This window comes from Candidatus Alistipes pullistercoris, assembly GCF_027665465.1.
GTDB lineage: Bacteria > Bacteroidota > Bacteroidia > Bacteroidales > Rikenellaceae > Alistipes_A > Alistipes_A hominis.
This window is the reverse complement of sequence record NZ_JAQDED010000002.1, coordinates 94633-112354: the sequence shown is the minus strand read 5'-3', so window position 1 is coordinate 112354 and position 17722 is coordinate 94633. Positions and strand designations below refer to the sequence as shown.

Sequence of the window (17722 nt, the reverse complement as noted above, 5' to 3'; positions counted from 1 at the left end):
TCCGCTATATATTCATGTTGCGGATAACCAGCCGTTTGCATAAGAGTAAGCTATTTCTTCGCCGTTTTGACGTGCGTGTGCGTGAAGACTTTACCGACTACTTTCTGATTTTTGTCCTGCGCGATGCGCGTCTGCGTCGGGTATTCCAGCTTTTCGAACTCGTTGATCGCATTCTGCATGTCCGTCAGCAGCATATCGGTCATGTCGCGGCTCATACCCTGGCGGAAGACGATGCGCATGACCACGTAATTATCCAGCTTTTCGGGCAGGGTATAGGCCGGAACCATCCAGCCGCTCTGCTGCAGGGCCGCCTGCAGGTCGTAGAGCGTCCATTTGGCCGTTTTCGCATATTCCGGTTTCATGTACCAGATGAACAGCGGGTTCACCACGTCGTTGCTGTAATTGACGAACGGTTTCATCTTGCCGATTTGCTCGTGTGCATAGCGGGCGATCTCCATGCTGTTGGTCTGTACCTCTTTGTAGCCTTCGAAACCCAGACGGATGAACTGATAGTATTGTCCGAGGATCTGTGCCGCCGGGCGCGAGAAGTTCAGGCCGACCTGCGTGATGTTGGCTCCCAGGTAGTTCACGCTGAATGCCATTTCGTCGGGCAGGTATTTTTTGTCTTTCCATACGACCCAGCCCAGGCCCGGATAAACCAGACCGAACTTATGTCCTGAGGTACTGATCGACAGCACCCATTTCAGGCGGAAGTCCCATTTTTTCTCGGGTTCGAGGAACGGTAGGATGTAACCGCCGGTGGCGGCGTCCACGTGGATCGGAATATCGTATCCGGTTTTGGCGTTGTATTCGTCCAGGGCTTTGTCCAGCGCTTCGACGTCGTCGTTCAGGCCGGTCCAAGTCACGCCCTGGATGGGAACTATGCAGATCGTATTTTCATCGCACATGGCCAGCGCGTCTTTCGGATCGAGCGTCGTTTTTTCCAGGCTCAGGGGCACGGTACGCATTTCGATTTGCCACAACTGACCGAATTTTTCCCATACGACCTGGAAACCGGTCGAAATGACGAAGTTCGGTTTGTCGTACGGTTTGCCCTGCGCTTTGCGTTTCGCACGCCAGCGCAGCCATGCGGCTACGCCGCCCAGCATACAGGCTTCGGACGAGCCGATCGCCAGCGCGCCGGCTTTCCACTGCGCCTGTTCGGGCGAATTCCACAGGTTGGCCATGATGTTGACGCAACGGGCGGCCATGACGGCTACGCGCGGATATTCCGTTTCGTCGATGTAGTTCACGTCGATCGATTCGTTCATCAACTTGGTGGCGTAATCGTCCATGTAGGTCGTTACGAATGTGGCGAGGTTCAGTCGCGGCTGCGTCTGCGGGAACGTTTCATCCTTCACCATCTGGTAGGCGATTTCAGGAGCGGTGGGTTGCATCGGAATCTTTTCCGTAGGAGCTGACGTTCTCATTTTCTGGGAGCCGTAGACCGGAGTTTCGATGTCGGCCCGTTGTTTGTTCGAATTGTTCATAACGTTAAAATTTAGTATTTTATAAAATGTTGGAAAGTGAATTTTTAATCGGATTGATAACGTTGTTTTCAGAGAACGTCTCTGCCGTTCCACGGACGAAGTTTCCCCGCGATATCCCCGAATAAGGCAAGAATTATACCAAGCGGGGCCGCCCGTTCGGATTCGGAGCCCTCTGCGCCGCGGGTTTCGGGACGCGTTTTGCGAATTACCCGTTGATTCTTATATTTGTATCGTATGCCTAAAAAATTAACCCGATCATGAGATTATCCGCTTTTTTTATTTTCACGGCGATATTTTTCGCCTCGACCGTCGCGGGCCGGAATGTCCCGTTTTCCACCGAACAAAAGATAACCGGCCTGTATCCGCCCGTGAGCGGCGTTTTGTCCGGGAAACCGGTGCCTGAGTCGCCCGATCCGCTGGTTGCTTACCGCTGGACGAACCCCCGTGCTTCCGACGGTCTCGAATCCTATCTGCTCACTCCCGTTTCGGTCGGGATCGACCGGCCGGAGAACGTGAAACGGATCGGGAAAAAGACGGCGGCGATCCGGGTCGACGGCCCGTGCGACCTGATGTTCGACTTCGGCCGGGTCAGCGCCGGCTGGCTGGAGTTCGATTCGGACGACCTGGACGGGGAGGTCGAAATGAGCATCAGCGAATATACCGAACCGGCCGTATTGAATGCCGGCGCGCAGCATCCGCACAAGACGGCCGTACCGGTGCGTTACGGCAATACTTACCGGCTGGAACTGAATACGGAACTTTACGAAGGGGTGCGCTACGGTTGGATTCACGTCCGGTCGCTCCGCCGCCCGGCCACGATTTCCGCCGTCCGATTGGTTTGCCAGACCAAGCCTGCCAATTACGAAGGCAGTTTCCGTTGTAGCGATCCGACGCTGACCCGGATCTGGTACACGGGCGCCTATACCGTCAAGCTGAACCTGCTGAAAGAGTATTTCGGGGCGATCCTGATGGAGCGCAGCGACCGTCATTCGTGGACCGGCGACGCCCATCCGTCGCAGGCCGCTTCGATGGTGGCGTTCGGCAATTACGACTTCGTGAAACAGAACTTGTATTATACCTCGACGCAGTTCAACGGCATCGCCGGTTATTCGCTTTACTGGGTGTTGAGCCTGATCGATTACTATAATTATACGGGCGACAGGCAGACGCTCGACAGCCTGACCGACAACGCCTGCAAAAAGCTGGATGTCGCTTATGCCCACTACGGGACGAATCCCGACCTGCAGTTTCACGGTTGGGACGAACGGCTCGGCGCCGGGTTCGAGAACCCGAATTGCGACGAATCGCAGAATACTTATAAGATGTTGTCGATCCGGGCATGGAACGAGTTCGCCGCGGCGATGGATGCCTGCGGCCGTTCCGACCTGGCGGCGAAGTACCGCGCTTATGTCGACGAAAAGAGCCGGGAGTTGCGCGATGCGGGCGGTTGGTACGACTCGTTCGGTATTTTTGCGGCTTCGGACGCCGTGAATGCCGGTTTTACGAACTCCGGCGAACGACAGGGATTGTGGCGGACGGCTTTTACGGATCGTCAGCAGCGGTTGTCGTATTCGCCGTTCAATCAGTATTTCGTGATCCAGGCTATGGCGCGGATGGGACGTTATCCCGAAGCGTTGACTACGATCGACGATTGCTGGGGAGGACAGTTGCGTTACGGCGGAACGACTTTTTTCGAGGTTTATCGACCGTCGTGGAACGATGCGCTCGCCCCGAACGGCGCTCCGGTCAATAATCAGTGCGGTTACACGAGTTTCACGCATCCGTGGAGCGCCGGAGTGACCAAGTGGTTGACCGAAGAGATCCTCGGTGTGAAACCGGTTCTGCCGGGATTCGGGCGATTTTTGATCGCCCCGCATTTGTCGGAGCGGGTCGCTTCGGTCGAAGGCTGCGTCCCGACGCTGCACGGAACGATCCGAGTGGCTTTCGATATAAAGACCGGTAAGGGGCGTATTACGGTTCCCGACGGGACGGTCGCAGCCGTCGGTATTCCGAAAACGGGCCGCGTCGTCCGGCGGGTCTCGTTCGATGGGAAAGAGATGCCGCCTGCCGCGCGTCAGGACGATGATTTCGTCTATTACGAAGGGATAGTCGCCGGGGATTACCGGCTGCGGGTCGAATACGACGGCGCGTTGCAGCCTGTTCCGCAGGAAGCGTTTTCGTACGCCTGCTCGCAACCCGTCGTACAAGATTCGCTGACGCGCGGCGACTGGAAGGGAAAGTACGGTAGCCGGGGGTATATCCTGTGCAGTTACGACGGGGCGGGGAACGATCGCGTCAACCTGCCCGATTTTACCGATTCGGTCGTATCCGCCAAGATCGGCGCCCGCCTGATCGCGTCGGAGACCGACGATCCGCGGGCGCTGGCGTCCGACCGCAGCGGCGATCCGTTCCGCCGGCTCGGGGCCGCCGTGACGCTCGATCCGCTTCCGTGCAATCAGACGATGACGTTCGACTTATATAACAACCGGAATTGTCCTTACCGCGTGGCGCTCTATTTCGTCGATTGGGAACGAGAAGGGAGGCGCTCGGCTATCGAGGTTTTCGATTTGAAAGACAAGCGGTTGCTGATGCCCGTTCGGTTCGTGGAAAATTACGGCGAGGGGCGTTACGTGATCCTGCAACTCGACCGTCCGGTGCGGTTGCGGGTCGATCAGGTGCGCGGGACGAACGCTTCGCTCAGCGGGATTTTCTTCGACTGACGCCGGCGGTCGCCGCCGAACGATCGGCGGGAGCGGTTGCGGAACGGTGAAATTTAATCCGATTCTAAAAACGCATCGGATTTTTTGGTACTTTTGTCCCGCAAAATCAATCCGGAAGGAGTATGCGGGAACGCGGCGCGGGATTTTATCATGGGCTGGCCATCGCGGCGGTCGTGATCTGGGGTACGACATTCGTTTCGACGAAGGTGTTGTTGACCGAAGGATTGTCTCCCGCTGCGATCATGTTCCTGCGCTTTCTGATCGCTTACGCGGTTTTGAGGACGGTCTGTCCGCGAAACGAACGCCCGGTGCGGTTCAAAGACGAACTGATGTTCGCCGCGGCGGGGATTACCGGCGGATCGATGTATTTTCTGACCGAGAACATGGCGCTACAGATCACGCTGGTGTCGAATGTCGCGTTGTTGCTGACGACTTCCCCGATCATGACCGTTCTGTTGTCCCGTCTGTTCTTCCGGCGGACGGAACCGTTCGGCCGGCCGGTCGTGCTGGGGATGTTGGTGGCGTTGGCCGGAGTGGCGCTGGTGGTTTACAATGGCAATTTTATCTTGCAGATTCGCCCGTGGGGCGACCTGCTGACGCTGACGGCCGCGTTGATGTGGGCGTTTTACAACATCGTATTGAAAAAAATAGACCGGCGTTATACGACGTTGGAAATTACCCGCAAAGTGTTTTTTTACGGTCTGGCGACTTTGTTGCCGGTGTTTTTTTTCACGCCGCTGCGACTCGATGCGGAACTGTTGCTGCGACCCGCGGTGTGGGGAAACCTGCTGTTCCTGGGGCTGGTCGCTTCGTTGTTCTGCTTTGTAATCTGGAACATGGCCGTCAAACGTCTCGGTACGGTGCGTACCAATAATTACATTTATTTCGTACCTTTGGTCGCGCTTGCTAGTTCGGCGCTCGTTCTGCACGAAACAGTGACGGTCGTGGCGCTGGCAGGAGCGGTATTGATCCTGGGAGGGGTTTATGCCGCGGAAAAGGGAGGAGGAACGAAACCAAAAAACGATGCATACGATGAATGAACCGATGACCGTTCGTTTCGCCACGGAAGAGGATGCTCCGGTCGTCTACCGGTTTATCCGTAAGATGGCGGAGTACGAGAAGCTCGAACACGAAGTCGATACGTCCGAAGAGGCGTTGCGCCGTTCGGTGTTCCGGGAACGGCAGGCCGAGGTGATTCTGGGCGAGGTGGCCGGCCGGCCGGTCGGGTTCGCTCTCTTTTTTCACAATTTTTCCACGTTTCGCGGTCAGAGGGGACTTTACCTGGAGGATATTTTCGTAGACAGGGAGTTCCGGGGAAAGGGGTACGGCAAAACGTTGTTCCTGCACCTGGTCGGATTGGCCGCCCGGAGGAAGTGTCGCCGGATGGAGTGGGTGGCGTTGAACTGGAACGCTCCTGCGATTGCGTTTTACGAGTCGCTCGGAGCGGTTCGGATGGAACAATGGAGTATTTTCCGGCTGACCGAGGAGCGTATACGGGAATTATCCGGTAAGCAATGACATAAAACAATAAAAGTATGGTTATCGACGAAAGGGAGTGCCGCCGCGAAGAGATGGCGGCGATCGCCAGGCAGATCATGATCGCCGGGCGGACGGCCCCTAAAGGCAAGGGGATCGATATTATCGAGATCGTAACGGTTACCGGGGAAACGATCGCCGAACTGGCCGGGGCCGTTCGCGACGCATCGGCCGCGACCGGGATGAAATTTTTTCTGCGCGATGCGGAGAACATCCGACAGGCCGACGCCGTGATTCTGGTCGGCTCCCGCAGTTCGGTGATGTCGCTGAACTGCGGCTATTGCGGTTACCCGACTTGCGTTGCGAAAAACGAGCATCCGGACGTCCCTTGTGCGATCAATATGACCGACCTGGGGATCGCGATCGGTTCGATGACGGCCAAGGCCGCCGATCTGCGGGTCGACAGCCGGGTGATGTTCTCGGTAGGATTCGCCGCACGGCGGATCGGCCTGCTGACCGACTGCCACGCAGTCTACGCCATTCCGCTCAGCGCATCTTCCAAAAATCCGTTTTTCGACAGACCATCGACACGCTAATAATCGCTTTATATGTATAACGAACAGATGATTCAGGAACTGCGCAAGCGTTGGAACGCTTTGCAGCAGGCGTTGGCACGGGAAGGGGGCGACGCGATCCTGATAACGACCAATGTGAACCTGTTTTACGTATCGGGAAGAATTTTCAGCGGGGCGGCCTATGTGCGTCTCGAGGGCGATCCGCTTTTTTTCGTCCGCCGCCCGGTCGGGCTGAAAGGCGGTAACGTGATCTATATCCGCAAACCGGAGGAGATCGCCGGCCATTTGCAGCAGCGGGGAATCCCGATGCCCGCGAAGCTGTTCCTCGAAACCGATTCCATTTCCTACAACGAGTATCGGCGCTACGAAAAGATCTTCGATCCTCGCGTCGTTTGCAACGGAACGCAGTTGCTGCGCGGGGTGCGGAGCATCAAGACCATTTACGAGATCGGCCGGATCATGCGTTCGGGCGTGCTACATGCCCGGCTTTACGAGCGGATTCCGTCGCTTTACCGTCCCGGTATGACCGACACCGAACTGTCGATCGAGATCGAGCGCGAAAGCCGCCGGCTCGGGTCGCTCGGTATTTTCCGGATTTTCGGGCAGAGCATGGAGATCTTCATGGGGAGTCTGCTGGCCGGGGACAATGCCGATGCGCCGTCGCCGTACGATTTCGCGCTCGGCGGGGCCGGTCTGGACGCCTCGCTTCCGGTCGGCGGAAACGGTACTCCGTTGACCGACGGAACCAGCGTGATGGTCGATATGGGCGGGAATTTCACCGGTTATATGACCGACATGACCCGTGTTTTTTCGGTCGGAAAGCTGACCGATCGGGCTTATAGAGCGCATGACACTGCGTTGGAGATTCAACGGCGGATCGAGCAGACGGCGGCGCCGGGAGTTCCGGCGGCCGATCTTTACAACCTGGCCGTGCGGATCGCCGCCGACGCAGGGCTGTCCGATTATTTTATGGGACACCGCCAGCAGGCCGGATTTATCGGCCATGGGATCGGAATCGAGATCAACGAAGCGCCCGTACTCGCGCCGCGGTCGAAGGAAGCGCTGGTTCCGGGTATGGTTTTCGCGCTCGAACCGAAGTTCGTCATTCCGTCGGTCGGAGCCGTCGGCATCGAAAACAGTTTTCTGGTAACCGATAACGGCGTCGAGAAACTGACCCATTGCGAAGAGGCGATCGTGCCGCTGCAATAGCCGGAGAAGACCGATAAAAAAAGGGGTGTCGGAGAAGACATCCCTTTTTTATCGGTAACAAAAACTCGTTATTTTCTGGCCGGACAAGCTTTTTTACTGTGGCAGCAAGCTTTGTTTCCTTCTTTGCAGGCTTCCTTCTTGCAGCACTCTTTTTTGCAATTTTCCTGACATCCTTCTTTGCAGACGCCTTCTGCACATCCGCAGGCTTTCTCACAATTTTCACCGCAAGCGTTCTCGCATTTTACATCGCAGGTCTTTGCGCATTTGGCTTTCTGGCAGCATTCGGTTTTCGCTTTGGTCGCTTTTTCGCTCTGCGGGGCCTGCGCCAACGCTACCGTGAACAGGGCTACGGCAAACAGCGAAACCATGAATAACACTTTTTTCTTCATCTTTCTTCGGTTTTAAAAAATTAAAATCAATCGTTCTTATTCAGCAGGACAGCCCTATTCGGGATATCCAACAAAACAAACGGGCTTTTATCCGGCGGTAGTATCCGTCTCCACAAAAATACGTAAAAATTTTTGGAAACGCCTTCAAATTCGTATCTTCGTCGGGAAAAATCCATGAATCCGATAAACGATCCGATGTGCGATGAATGAATTCCCGTATCCGCGATATTCCTATCAGGTGCAGCCGCGAGAGGTGGATCTGACCAAAAAAGCCACGATTTTTACGCTGGGCGATTGTATCCTGCACGCCGCCGGTGAAGACGCCGATCAGATCGGGTTCGGGGTCAGGGAACTGCAGCGGAAGAATATGACCTGGGTGCTTTCGCGCATGGCGGTCGAAGTGTACCGCTTTCCGGAAGAGTACGAGCGCTATACGATCGGGACGTGGGTAGGCGAGATCAGCCGGCTGATGACTACGCGTAATTTTGTGGTGCACGATGCCGACGATCGCCGGATCGCCGCGGCGTCGACCTGTTGGGCGATGATCGACATGCAGAGCCGTCTGCCGCTCGATCTGCGCGAAAACGTGGATTACAACCGGGCGCTGATTTCCGAACCGTGTCCCGTCGGCAAACCGCTGAAAATCGCGCGGGTGGATGGACAATTGGCCGACGACCGCCGGGTGCGGTACAGCGACGTCGACTTCAATCAGCATACCAATACGATGAAGTATATCCAGTGGATGATCGATACGTTGCCGCTGGAGCGTTTGACCGAAGGACAGATGAAGCGACTGGACATCAATTTTATACATGAGACGCGTTACGGTCAGCAAGTGCAGGTTTATTACGAAGAGGGCGAGTGCGGCGACCGTTTCGAAGTGCGTTTGATGCCGGAGGGCACGACGGCCTGCAAGGCAGTTTTTCAGTGGAATAAAAATCGATAACCCCGGCTTTGCGTGCAAAGCTGAAATATGAATGAAAATGAAAAAAACAGGCTCGTTTGTCGCAGTCGCCGCTGCGCTTGCCTTGTTCTCCTGCACGGAGAAAAAGGCGGATTCCGTCCGGCTCTTCAACGGAACGGATCTGACCGGATGGGTACTTTACATGCAGGATTCGACGTTGAATCCGCAGCAGGAATTCGTCGTTCGCGACAGCGTGATCGCCCTGTCCGGACCGTTCGGATACGTACGTACCGACAAAGCTTATTCGAATTATAAGCTGAACGCCCAGTGGCGCTGGCCCGACAGCGCGACCAACAGCGGGATTTTCGTCAACATCCAGCAGGACGGTATCTGGCCCGATTGCTACGAGTGCCAGTTGTGGAACGGCCGCGCCGGCGACCTGATCAATTCGGGCGGAGCCGATTGCGCCGAATACCGGGCCGATTCGACGCTGATGATCGTGACCAAAATGAACGCATCGAACGAAAAGCCGGTCGGGGAGTGGAACAGCGCCGAGGTGATCTGCGACGATAGTACGGTGACGGTTTATATCAACGGCGAGTTGCAGAACCGGATTACCGGCGTGTCGAATAACAAGGGCTATATCGGCTTGCAGAGCGAAGGCGGCCCCATCGAATTCCGCCGTGTGGAACTTACGCCGCTCGAATAGGCGGAAAACCGCTGCCGGATTGTAAAAATTGCCGGGACGAAAAGTTCCCCGGGTCGTACGACCCGGGGAACTTTTCGTTTATCCGGTAGGGGAATCGGGAGTTAAATTCTCGCTTCATTTTACGGATTAGAATTGTTTCGGATAAAAGAATGTAATAATCGGATTGTCTTCTTTCTGCATGGATAAGCCCAAATCCGTTCTTGCTCGGCCGAATTGTTTTACGAGTGAATCGTAAGGAAGACTTTTCCAGGCCGCCACGTCATTGGTAACCATGATCGGAAACATATACCCGATAAATGCGTCTTCGGTCGACCCGATTATATTGGCAAAAAACAGCGGAAAAAAACCGTATTTTTTACCGAAGGATATCAATTTTCCCGTCGAAAGGGAATAAATACAATCGAATTTACGATGCGCTCTGGAATAACTGAAGTGAAGATAATCTTTTGTCAGGTAAAAATCGCCGTTCATGAATAGAAATTTGGTACCGTCCTGCGCTTTTTTCAAATCTCTTTTCCGTTTTCCGTTCCGGTATTTTTCCGGTACGGTACGATCTCCGAAATTCACGGCGAACTCGACCCGGATACTTCCGTTCTCGTGAATCGAATAAATCGTATCGTTGTAGACCGGGCGGTAATAAACGATATTGTTTTTCGGGAAAAAATTGTGTCTGTTCACCAGGCTTTGATAGGTATTCTTTTTTCTGTAAAATCCGCGGGAAGTAAATGTTCCGGTAGAATCGGTCTCGAAAACAGAATAATTGACGATCGATCTAAATTCGTCGTTATCGCAGCTTATCGAGTTGAAAAGATATTGATTGTCGTTGAAAATATGGAACTTCATGCTATAAAAAGGAAATTTGACCGATTTGAGAAACTTTCCCTCGAGATTATAAAACTGTATGCGACGCATAAATTGATCGTATATGGCTATCTTATTACCGTAAAGTTCCATAAACGTCGGTTCTATGTATTCGCCCGGCCCTCTTCCGTGACTCCCGATAGAGCGTACGAACTGTCCCGATTTGGAGAACATCTTTACCGATTTGGAGGTGTATCCGTCCCGTAATATCAATACGCTGTCCAGAAAGATAATCTGATCAATTGCTCCTATCGTCGCTTCTGTATCGCTACTGAGTCTTATAAATGAAACGGAATCGCAAATTTCTTCTACGTTAAATGCTGAACTCCCGTCAATTTCCTTCACGTCGATAGTTCGAAACGAATCTCGATAGATTTTCATTTCAGAGACGGGGCGGCCATCTTCTTTGATTCCCTCTTTTGAGATATTCGAACAACCCCCAAAAAGGAATATCAGAAATATAATTCCGAATAATTTTTTTGTCATAAACGATTTTTAATCTAAAAAGATTGTTTTTCGCAAAAGCGTTTGTCCGGTGCTGCGCATAAGTTCTGCTTCTCTTTCGTTTACAATCGTTACCGGATCTTTGCATGTCCGTGTAGGATGATTTTCCCAATTATTATCCGCTGTCCTAATTAGTTATAAAGTATTATGTTTATTGCTTATATCAAATGTCTTTTGACGGATGACCGACAGTCCTGCGCGATTATCGTATTGAAAAAATACCGGCGCCCATCGTGAGCGCCGGCATTGTAGTGGAAAATTCGAATTACAAACCCGGCGTTTCGACTTCGTAATTTTGTGTTCCGGTTATATTTTCGATCCAGACCCAGTAGGCCGGCTGCCCGTGAAAGCTGCCCGAGCGTTCGACCCGCACGTCGGCCCCGCCTTTTGCGCGTACCGCTTCGGCGATCCGGTCGGCCTCAGCCTGCCCGGTATAGGGGCCGAAGCGGATGTCCAGCGCCGGCACCGGTTTGTCGCACCGCAGCGTGAAACGTTGGCCGCGCCGGTAGGCGTAGTCGATCGTGGCGCTCTCCAGTCGGTCGCCGCTGCGGGTCATCACGCGGGCTCCGGTTACTTCCAGTCCGTTCAGCGGGTCGGGGATACGCGGCAGCAGCCGTACCCGGTCGTCGCGCGAGTCGTCCACGCCGGCACAGATTTCCAGCGCGTTCATGGCCGGTCCCTGATTGGCTCCGTTGCTCAGGTCGCAGATGCGGTACCAACGGCCGTCGGGCATGATGTTCGCCCCTTCGGGGATGATCCACATCCATTTTCGCCAGTCGATCCCGCGCGTGCTGTCTGCGTAATTCATGTTTTTGTCGTACGTGTAGCGGGCGATGCTGACCAGCAGCCGTCCGGCATTGTCCATTTGGTCGAGCACCAGCGCCGAGTGGGTCAGCCACCCGATACCGTATCCCATGCCGAGCACCGGGGTATCGCCGTAGCGTTGGTTCAGTTGGCGTCTGAGCGTGTGACGCGTGATCGGCGTTAGGTCTTCGTCCATCCGCTGCGGGTCGAGCCCTTCGCGATAGAGCGAGAACCAGGCCTGTACCAGGCAGTCCTGCAGGCTCGGCAGCACGGAGTTGCGGGCTACGCGCCACATCCGGTCGTGATCCGGCCCGACGGCCAGCATTCGCAGCATTCCGCCGCGGATGCGCTCCGCATAGGCCCTGTATTTTTCTGCCAGCGCCGTGTCGCCCATCGCTTCGGCCATTTCGGCCGAGCACAGCAGCGCCGTCATCGACGTATAGCTGGCGTACACTTCGTACATATCGCAGTTGGCGTAATTATCCCGGATTTTCCGCGGGTCGGTTTCGGTATCCATGTTTTTCGGGATCTGGCTGATCTTGCTGAATTTCGCCGCCCATCCGGTGAATTCGCCCTCGCTGTACACAACGTCGCGGCCGGTATAGTCGAGCAGCCAGCAGATAAAGTCGGTGGCGTCTTTGGTCGATTGCCAGCGGCTTTTGCGGTAGACGCTGTCGCGCGTTTCGGTGAGCCACTCTCCGGTCGGTTTACCGAGCTGCTTCCAGGCGAACCAGCGGCTGACGATCGTCGAGGAGTGTCCTTCCATCTCTTCGTCTCCCGGAATTTCGTTGATCTCGTAAGGGATCGCGGCGGGGCCGTTCATCACGAACGCCCAGTGCGGGGGCGCGTCTTTCGGATATTTGGAGACGTCGATCGGCCCGTTGTCCGGTCCGTTCTGCGGATCGCGGTCGGCCCGGTAGAAATAGAGCCATTTGTCGCAGTAGTCCACGTAGCTGGTAAGCCGTTGCGGGTTGTCGATGCAGCGCAGCGCCTGCCGCACGTAGTGATCCGAGGTACGGGAGTAGGGCTCGCGGTAGATGCCGATCGGCTCCCAGGTTCCGATTCCCTGGTAGCCGCCGTAAAACGGAGATCCGACACCTGTTTCATAAAAGCATCCGGTCGCCGGGTCGAATTTTTCGTCGATGTTGGTCAGGTTAGCCACCCAGATGTTCGACAGCATGTCCCCTTCGACCGAATCGGAAAGGAAGCGGATGCCCGTTCCCTTGAATCCCTGCGGGAAGTCGATTCGTTCGACCTTTTTCGGCAGGTCGTCGAGACTGGTATAAAGGATGTCCGACAGGGCTTCGAGTTTCGGTCCGAAGTCGGGAATGTCGTCGGTCGCGAAAGCGGGTTGCAGATCGCCTTTCATAACGGTACGTTTACCGAATGCGGTCAGCCGTTCGGTCGGTTTCGCGCCCCGGGGCAGTTGCAGCGTGATTCCCGAAATCAGGATCTCCCCCCGTTTTTCGGTGTTGTTGTGAACGACGATCGATTCGATCGGCAGTTCGCGCGGCGTAACCGGCAGGTAATAGGCGCGGTAACTGTCGCCGGCTTCCATGTATTCGCCGGTTTCGCGCACTTGCAGCGCATCGCGCAGCACCTGCATGTATTCGGGGCGCGAGGCGAACGGTTCGCGGATCACCCGTCCTGCGTTGTGCGACGGATTTTTCCATTGGTTGAAAAACCAGATTGTACTGCCGACGATCATCGGGATACGGTCGGAGGAGCCGTCGGCGTAGCGGATTTCGATTTCGCCGATGGAAGTGCCGATCTGCACCTGGTCTTCGCGGGTTTCTCGCAGTTCGAAATGCTCGCCCCAGTGGGCCAGCCCGCTGTCCCAGCCGTCGTTGATCATGCCGAGCAGATACAACGTGCGAGCCGGCGATCCCACCGGGATGGTTTCGTCGGCGCCGTTGCGGACCCGGACGGTATTTTCCCGTTTGGAAACGGGGGCGGCCAGGAACGGGATCGTCCGACAGAATACCAGCGAGTCGCCCGATTCGATTTTTAAGCCGTACAGGTCGGAGACCGACGTCCGGGCGTCGGGCCGCTGCGCCGAGACGGTCGTCGAAAGCAGTAGCAGCAGCGCGGCGCTGCAAAAAAGTGAAAATTTTTTCATGGTAGGTAAGTTAGGATTTTAGCATCGTTAAAATTAATAAAATAAACACATAGCGGATTTGCAAATTTGAGCAAAGCGTAGCGAATTAGCTGATAGAGCGTTCGTTACGCTTTGTTTTTCTATGGGGCAGAGCCAACGAAATACCACCTCGAAGCCAAACGGTGCAGAAGTTCAGTTACCACCTCGTTACTCCCGTAACGGGTGCAAATTTCTTGCTAAAAGGTTCTGTTTCTGCGTTTTGCGTAGATTTACATAGCTGTCGGTAACTCACTAATAACTAATTTTGTAACCAAAAAAAGGAGTGAGTTATGCGTAGTACATTCAAGGTATTATTTTACGTGAAGAAAGGCAGCGAGAAGCCGAACGGCAACCTGCCTCTGATGTGCCGTATCACGGTGGACGGCGAGATTAAACAGTTCAGTTGCAAGATGGACGTTCCCCCACGGTTGTGGGACGTGAAGAACAGCCGTGCTTTGGGCAAGAGCGTCGAAGCGCAGAGAATCAACCTTGCGGTAGATAAAATCCGTGTGGAGGTAAACCGCCGCTACCAAGAACTGATGCAGACGGACGGATATGTTACCGCCGCCAAACTCAAAGACGCCTATCTCGGTATCGGCATCAAGCAGGAAACTTTGCTGAAGCTGTTCGAGCAGCACAACGCCGAGTTTGAGAAGAAAGTCGGGCACAGCAGGGCGCAGGGTACATTCACCCGTTATCGGACGGTCTGCAACCATATTCGGGAGTTTTTGCCCCACACCTACAAGCGTGAGGACATTCCGTTAAAGGAACTCAACCTCACTTTCATCAACGATTTCGAGTATTTTCTGCGCACGGAGAAGAAATGCCGCACTAATACCGTGTGGGGCTACATGATTGCGTTGAAACACATCGTTTCGATAGCGAGGAACGACGGGCGTTTGCCCTTTAATCCCTTTGCCGGATATATCAACTCTCCCGAAAGCGTGGACAGGGGCTACCTCACCCAAACGGAGATACAGACGCTCATGGACGCACCCATGAAGAACGCCACCCACGAGCTTGTACGGGACTTGTTCGTCTTTTCGGTGTTCACGGGTTTGGCGTATTCGGACGTGAAGAACCTCACCACCGACCACCTACAAACATTCTTCGACGGCAACCTTTGGATAATCACCCGAAGAAAGAAGACCAACACCGAATCGAACATCCGCCTTTTAGACGTTCCCAAACGTATCATCGAAAAGTACAAGGGACTGGCAAGGGACGGTCATGTTTTCCCCGTTCCGAGTAACGGAAGTTGCAACAAGATACTTAAAGAGATAGGCAGACAATGCGGCTTCAAGGTACGTTTGACCTATCATGTGGCACGCCACACGAACGCTACGACCGTACTTTTATCGCACGGCGTACCCATCGAAACGGTGAGCCGTCTTTTGGGGCATACCAACATAAAGACCACCCAAATTTACGCCAAAATCACCGCCCAGAAGATAAGCCAAGACATGGAAACCTTGTCGCACAAGTTGGAAGATATGGAGAAGAATATCTGTCGAGCCATCTAATTAAAAACAGAATACCGATGAAAGAAGAAAGGAATATTATCACGATGGACGAGCAGGGCAATATCTTCCTGCCGAACGATATAGGTGCAACCGCCATGACCGAGTGGGAAATCTGCGAACTGTTCGGGGTTATCGCCCCGACGGTTCGGGCAGGGATAAAGGCACTCTGCAAAAGCGGAGTTTTGAGTATATATGACATAAAGCGCATTATCCGCATATCGGACAGATACAGCGCGGAGGTTTACAACCTCGAAACGATAGCCGCCCTCGCTTTCCGTATCGAATCGTTCGGGGCGGCGAAAGTCCGCAAAGTGTTGTTGGAAAGGATTATAAACAGGCGAAAAGAGAAAACGACGGTATTCGTGTCGGTTGTTTCGGACGGCAAGCCCAACAGCCGTTGGAAAGCATGATGATATATCAACATACCAACATGCAAACATACCAACATATCAGCATACCAACATGCAAACCTATCACTATGGTGATATATATTGCAGGTTCTATTCCTCTTTTCAGAGGAAAGCGGAGCAATCATTTCCGTTTACAAAGGCAAAGCAAGCACGGGGCTTTATGTCGGCTAAAAGGTCAGGCGGCTGCGCCGTTTCCCTATAAATCTTCCTCTCGCTTCGCTGCGAGCGTATTTATCGGGAAAACCTTGTATCCGACCGCCCCATGCAAAAGAGCCTTTGAAAACGGAAACGACCGCCCCGCCACCCACCGACCGAAAGGGAAAAAATAAGGTGGGGTTATATGGGTAAGCAGACGGCAGGGACAGCCACCGCAGAAAGGCAGACGGACGGCACGCCGCAGGGTATTTACTGAGAAAATACCGTAGCTTATTAGGGAATTTTCCGAGCCGCAATACTACGTATCGCTGAAAATTCCCCAATAAGGCAAGGGGCAAGCCCCTCTGCACACCCCATCGGGGACGGCATTTGCCGCCCCCGAAGATACAAAAAATCATTGTTTCACAAGCCAAAAAAGAAGAATATATGGGTTTCGTAGTTTTACACATGGAAAAGGCGCACGGCAGCGACAGCGGAACGACCGCACATATCGAGCGTTTCATCATACCGAAGAACGCCGACCCCACACGCACGTACTTAAACCGCAGGCTCATCGACTACCCCGACGGGGTGAAAGACCGTTCGGCGGCTATACAGCAGAGATTGGAAGAAGCGGGGCTGACACGCAAAATCGGAAGCAACCAAGTACGGGCTATCCGCATCAACGTATCGGGAACGCACGAGGACATGAAGCGGATAGAGGAAGAGGGGCGTTTGGACGAGTGGTGCGCCGACAATCTGAAATACTTCGCCGACACGTTCGGAAAGGAGAACATCGTGGCGGCTCACCTGCACAGGGACGAGGAAACGCCGCACATACACGTTACACTCGTCCCCATCGTCAAGGGAGAGCGCAAGCGCAGGAAAAGGGAGGAACAGACAAAGAAGCGATACCGCAAGAAGCCGACCGACACCATGAGGCTGTGCGCAGACGATATTATGACACGACTGAAATTGAAGTCCTACCAAGATACCTATGCCGAAGCGATGGCAAAATACGGGCTGCAAAGGGGCATAGACGGCTCGAAGGCTCGTCACAAGTCCACGCAGCAGTATTATCGGGATATACAGAAACTCTCCGATAACCTCAAAGCGGAAGTGGTGGATTTGCAGCAGCAGAAAGAAACGGCACGGGAGGAACTAAGACGGGCGAAAAAAGAAATACAGACCGAGAAGCTGAAAGGAGCGGCAACCACCGCAGCCGCCAACATCGCCGAGAGTGTCGGTTCTCTTTTCGGCAGCAACAAGGTCAAGACATTGGAAAAAGAGAACACCGCCCTACATAGGGAGGTAGCCGACCACGAGGAAACCATCGAAGCCCTGCAAGATAGAATACAGACCATGCAGGCAGACCACAGCCGACAGATGGCGGAAGTAGAACGGAAGCACCGCAGGGAGATAGCGGACAAGGAAACGAAGCACAAAGAGGAAATATCTTTCTTGAAAACGGTAATCGCAAAGGCTGCGGCATGGTTTCCCTATTTCCGTGAAATGCTCCGTATCGAAAACCTCTGCCGCCTTGTGGGATTCGATGAAAGGCAAACCGCAACGCTCGTCAAGGGAAAGCCGTTGGAGTATGCAGGGGAACTCTACTCGGAGGAACACGAACGGAAATTCACGACCGAAAAGGCATGGTTTCAAGTCGTGAAAGACCCCACCGACGGGACTAAATTGGTTCTTGCCATTGACCGAAAGCCCATTGCCGAGTGGTTCAAAGAGCAATTCGATAAGCTACGGCAGAGCATTCGCCGACCAATACAACCGCAAAGGAAAAGCAGAGGGATTTAGGGGAAATAGATAAATAATCAACTGTACCTCAATCACTAAATTCAAGTCAATCAAATTATTGGCATTC

Annotated in this window: 14 protein-coding genes; 10 read left to right on the top strand and 4 right to left on the bottom strand. The window is 54.1% G+C overall.

Features of this window, described 5'->3' with window-relative positions; translation table 11 throughout:
- Window positions 1–50: 50 nt before the first annotated feature.
- On the bottom strand, window positions 51–1490 hold the full coding sequence (locus PGR91_RS03830; RefSeq protein ID WP_101570916.1) for a glutamate decarboxylase: 1440 nt from the start codon (window positions 1488–1490) through the stop codon (window positions 51–53).
- Window positions 1491–1747: 257 nt separating this feature from the next.
- Between PGR91_RS03830 and PGR91_RS03825 the strand changes: the two genes are divergently transcribed.
- The 5 genes from PGR91_RS03825 (at window position 1748) to PGR91_RS03805 (ending at window position 7470) form a co-directional block, all read left to right on the top strand.
- Entirely contained in the window at window positions 1748–4210 is a 2463-nt protein-coding gene (locus tag PGR91_RS03825; protein ID WP_118458312.1) for an alpha-L-rhamnosidase C-terminal domain-containing protein, read from the top strand.
- 122 nt (window positions 4211–4332) lie between these two features.
- A complete protein-coding gene (locus PGR91_RS03820; protein ID WP_118458314.1) occupies window positions 4333–5250 on the top strand; it encodes a DMT family transporter in 918 nt (305 codons plus the stop codon).
- Window positions 5234–5728 (top strand): GNAT family N-acetyltransferase, encoded by a 495-nt coding sequence (locus PGR91_RS03815; protein ID WP_257937028.1) that lies wholly within the window; start codon window positions 5234–5236, stop codon window positions 5726–5728. The genes PGR91_RS03820 and PGR91_RS03815 overlap by 17 nt, the downstream gene beginning before the upstream one ends.
- 17 nt (window positions 5729–5745) lie before the next feature.
- Entirely contained in the window at window positions 5746–6282 is a 537-nt protein-coding gene (locus PGR91_RS03810; protein WP_055203785.1) for a ferredoxin domain-containing protein, read from the top strand.
- Between the two features lie 12 nt (window positions 6283–6294).
- On the top strand, window positions 6295–7470 hold the full coding sequence (locus tag PGR91_RS03805) for a M24 family metallopeptidase (RefSeq protein WP_118656984.1): 1176 nt from the start codon (window positions 6295–6297) through the stop codon (window positions 7468–7470).
- Between the two features lie 68 nt (window positions 7471–7538).
- Here the strand turns inward: PGR91_RS03805 and PGR91_RS03800 are convergent, their stop codons facing one another.
- On the bottom strand, window positions 7539–7859 hold the full coding sequence (locus tag PGR91_RS03800) for a hypothetical protein (RefSeq protein ID WP_055203789.1): 321 nt from the start codon (window positions 7857–7859) through the stop codon (window positions 7539–7541).
- Window positions 7860–8061: 202 nt separating this feature from the next.
- Here PGR91_RS03800 and PGR91_RS03795 point away from each other — a divergent pair, with 202 nt between their 5' ends.
- Together PGR91_RS03795 and PGR91_RS03790 are read left to right on the top strand one after the other, a co-directional pair.
- Window positions 8062–8805 (top strand): acyl-[acyl-carrier-protein] thioesterase, encoded by a 744-nt coding sequence (locus PGR91_RS03795; protein WP_101570905.1) that lies wholly within the window; start codon window positions 8062–8064, stop codon window positions 8803–8805.
- A gap of 37 nt (window positions 8806–8842) precedes the next feature.
- Complete coding sequence (locus PGR91_RS03790) at window positions 8843–9472, top strand: 3-keto-disaccharide hydrolase (RefSeq protein ID WP_172970759.1); 630 nt, start codon at window positions 8843–8845, stop codon at window positions 9470–9472.
- A 126-nt stretch (window positions 9473–9598) separates the two neighbouring features.
- Here PGR91_RS03790 and PGR91_RS03785 read toward each other — a convergent pair whose 3' ends face one another.
- Both PGR91_RS03785 and PGR91_RS03780 read right to left on the bottom strand, forming a co-directional pair.
- Window positions 9599–10819, bottom strand: a complete 1221-nt coding sequence (locus PGR91_RS03785) for a 6-bladed beta-propeller (protein WP_118656986.1) — start codon at window positions 10817–10819, stop codon at window positions 9599–9601.
- 283 nt (window positions 10820–11102) lie between these two features.
- Window positions 11103–13760 (bottom strand): hypothetical protein, encoded by a 2658-nt coding sequence (locus PGR91_RS03780; protein ID WP_118458322.1) that lies wholly within the window; start codon window positions 13758–13760, stop codon window positions 11103–11105.
- A 308-nt stretch (window positions 13761–14068) separates the two neighbouring features.
- Here PGR91_RS03780 and PGR91_RS03775 point away from each other — a divergent pair, with 308 nt between their 5' ends.
- From PGR91_RS03775 to mobV, 3 genes are all read left to right on the top strand, one after another.
- Entirely contained in the window at window positions 14069–15301 is a 1233-nt protein-coding gene (locus tag PGR91_RS03775; protein WP_196005411.1) for a site-specific integrase, read from the top strand.
- 17 nt (window positions 15302–15318) lie between these two features.
- Complete coding sequence (locus tag PGR91_RS03770; RefSeq protein WP_015547642.1) at window positions 15319–15711, top strand: hypothetical protein; 393 nt, start codon at window positions 15319–15321, stop codon at window positions 15709–15711.
- Between the two features lie 582 nt (window positions 15712–16293).
- Window positions 16294–17655, top strand: coding sequence for a MobV family relaxase (gene mobV, locus PGR91_RS03765; RefSeq protein ID WP_044054536.1), 1362 nt, complete (start codon window positions 16294–16296; stop codon window positions 17653–17655).
- The last annotated feature ends 67 nt before the right edge of the window (window positions 17656–17722 follow it).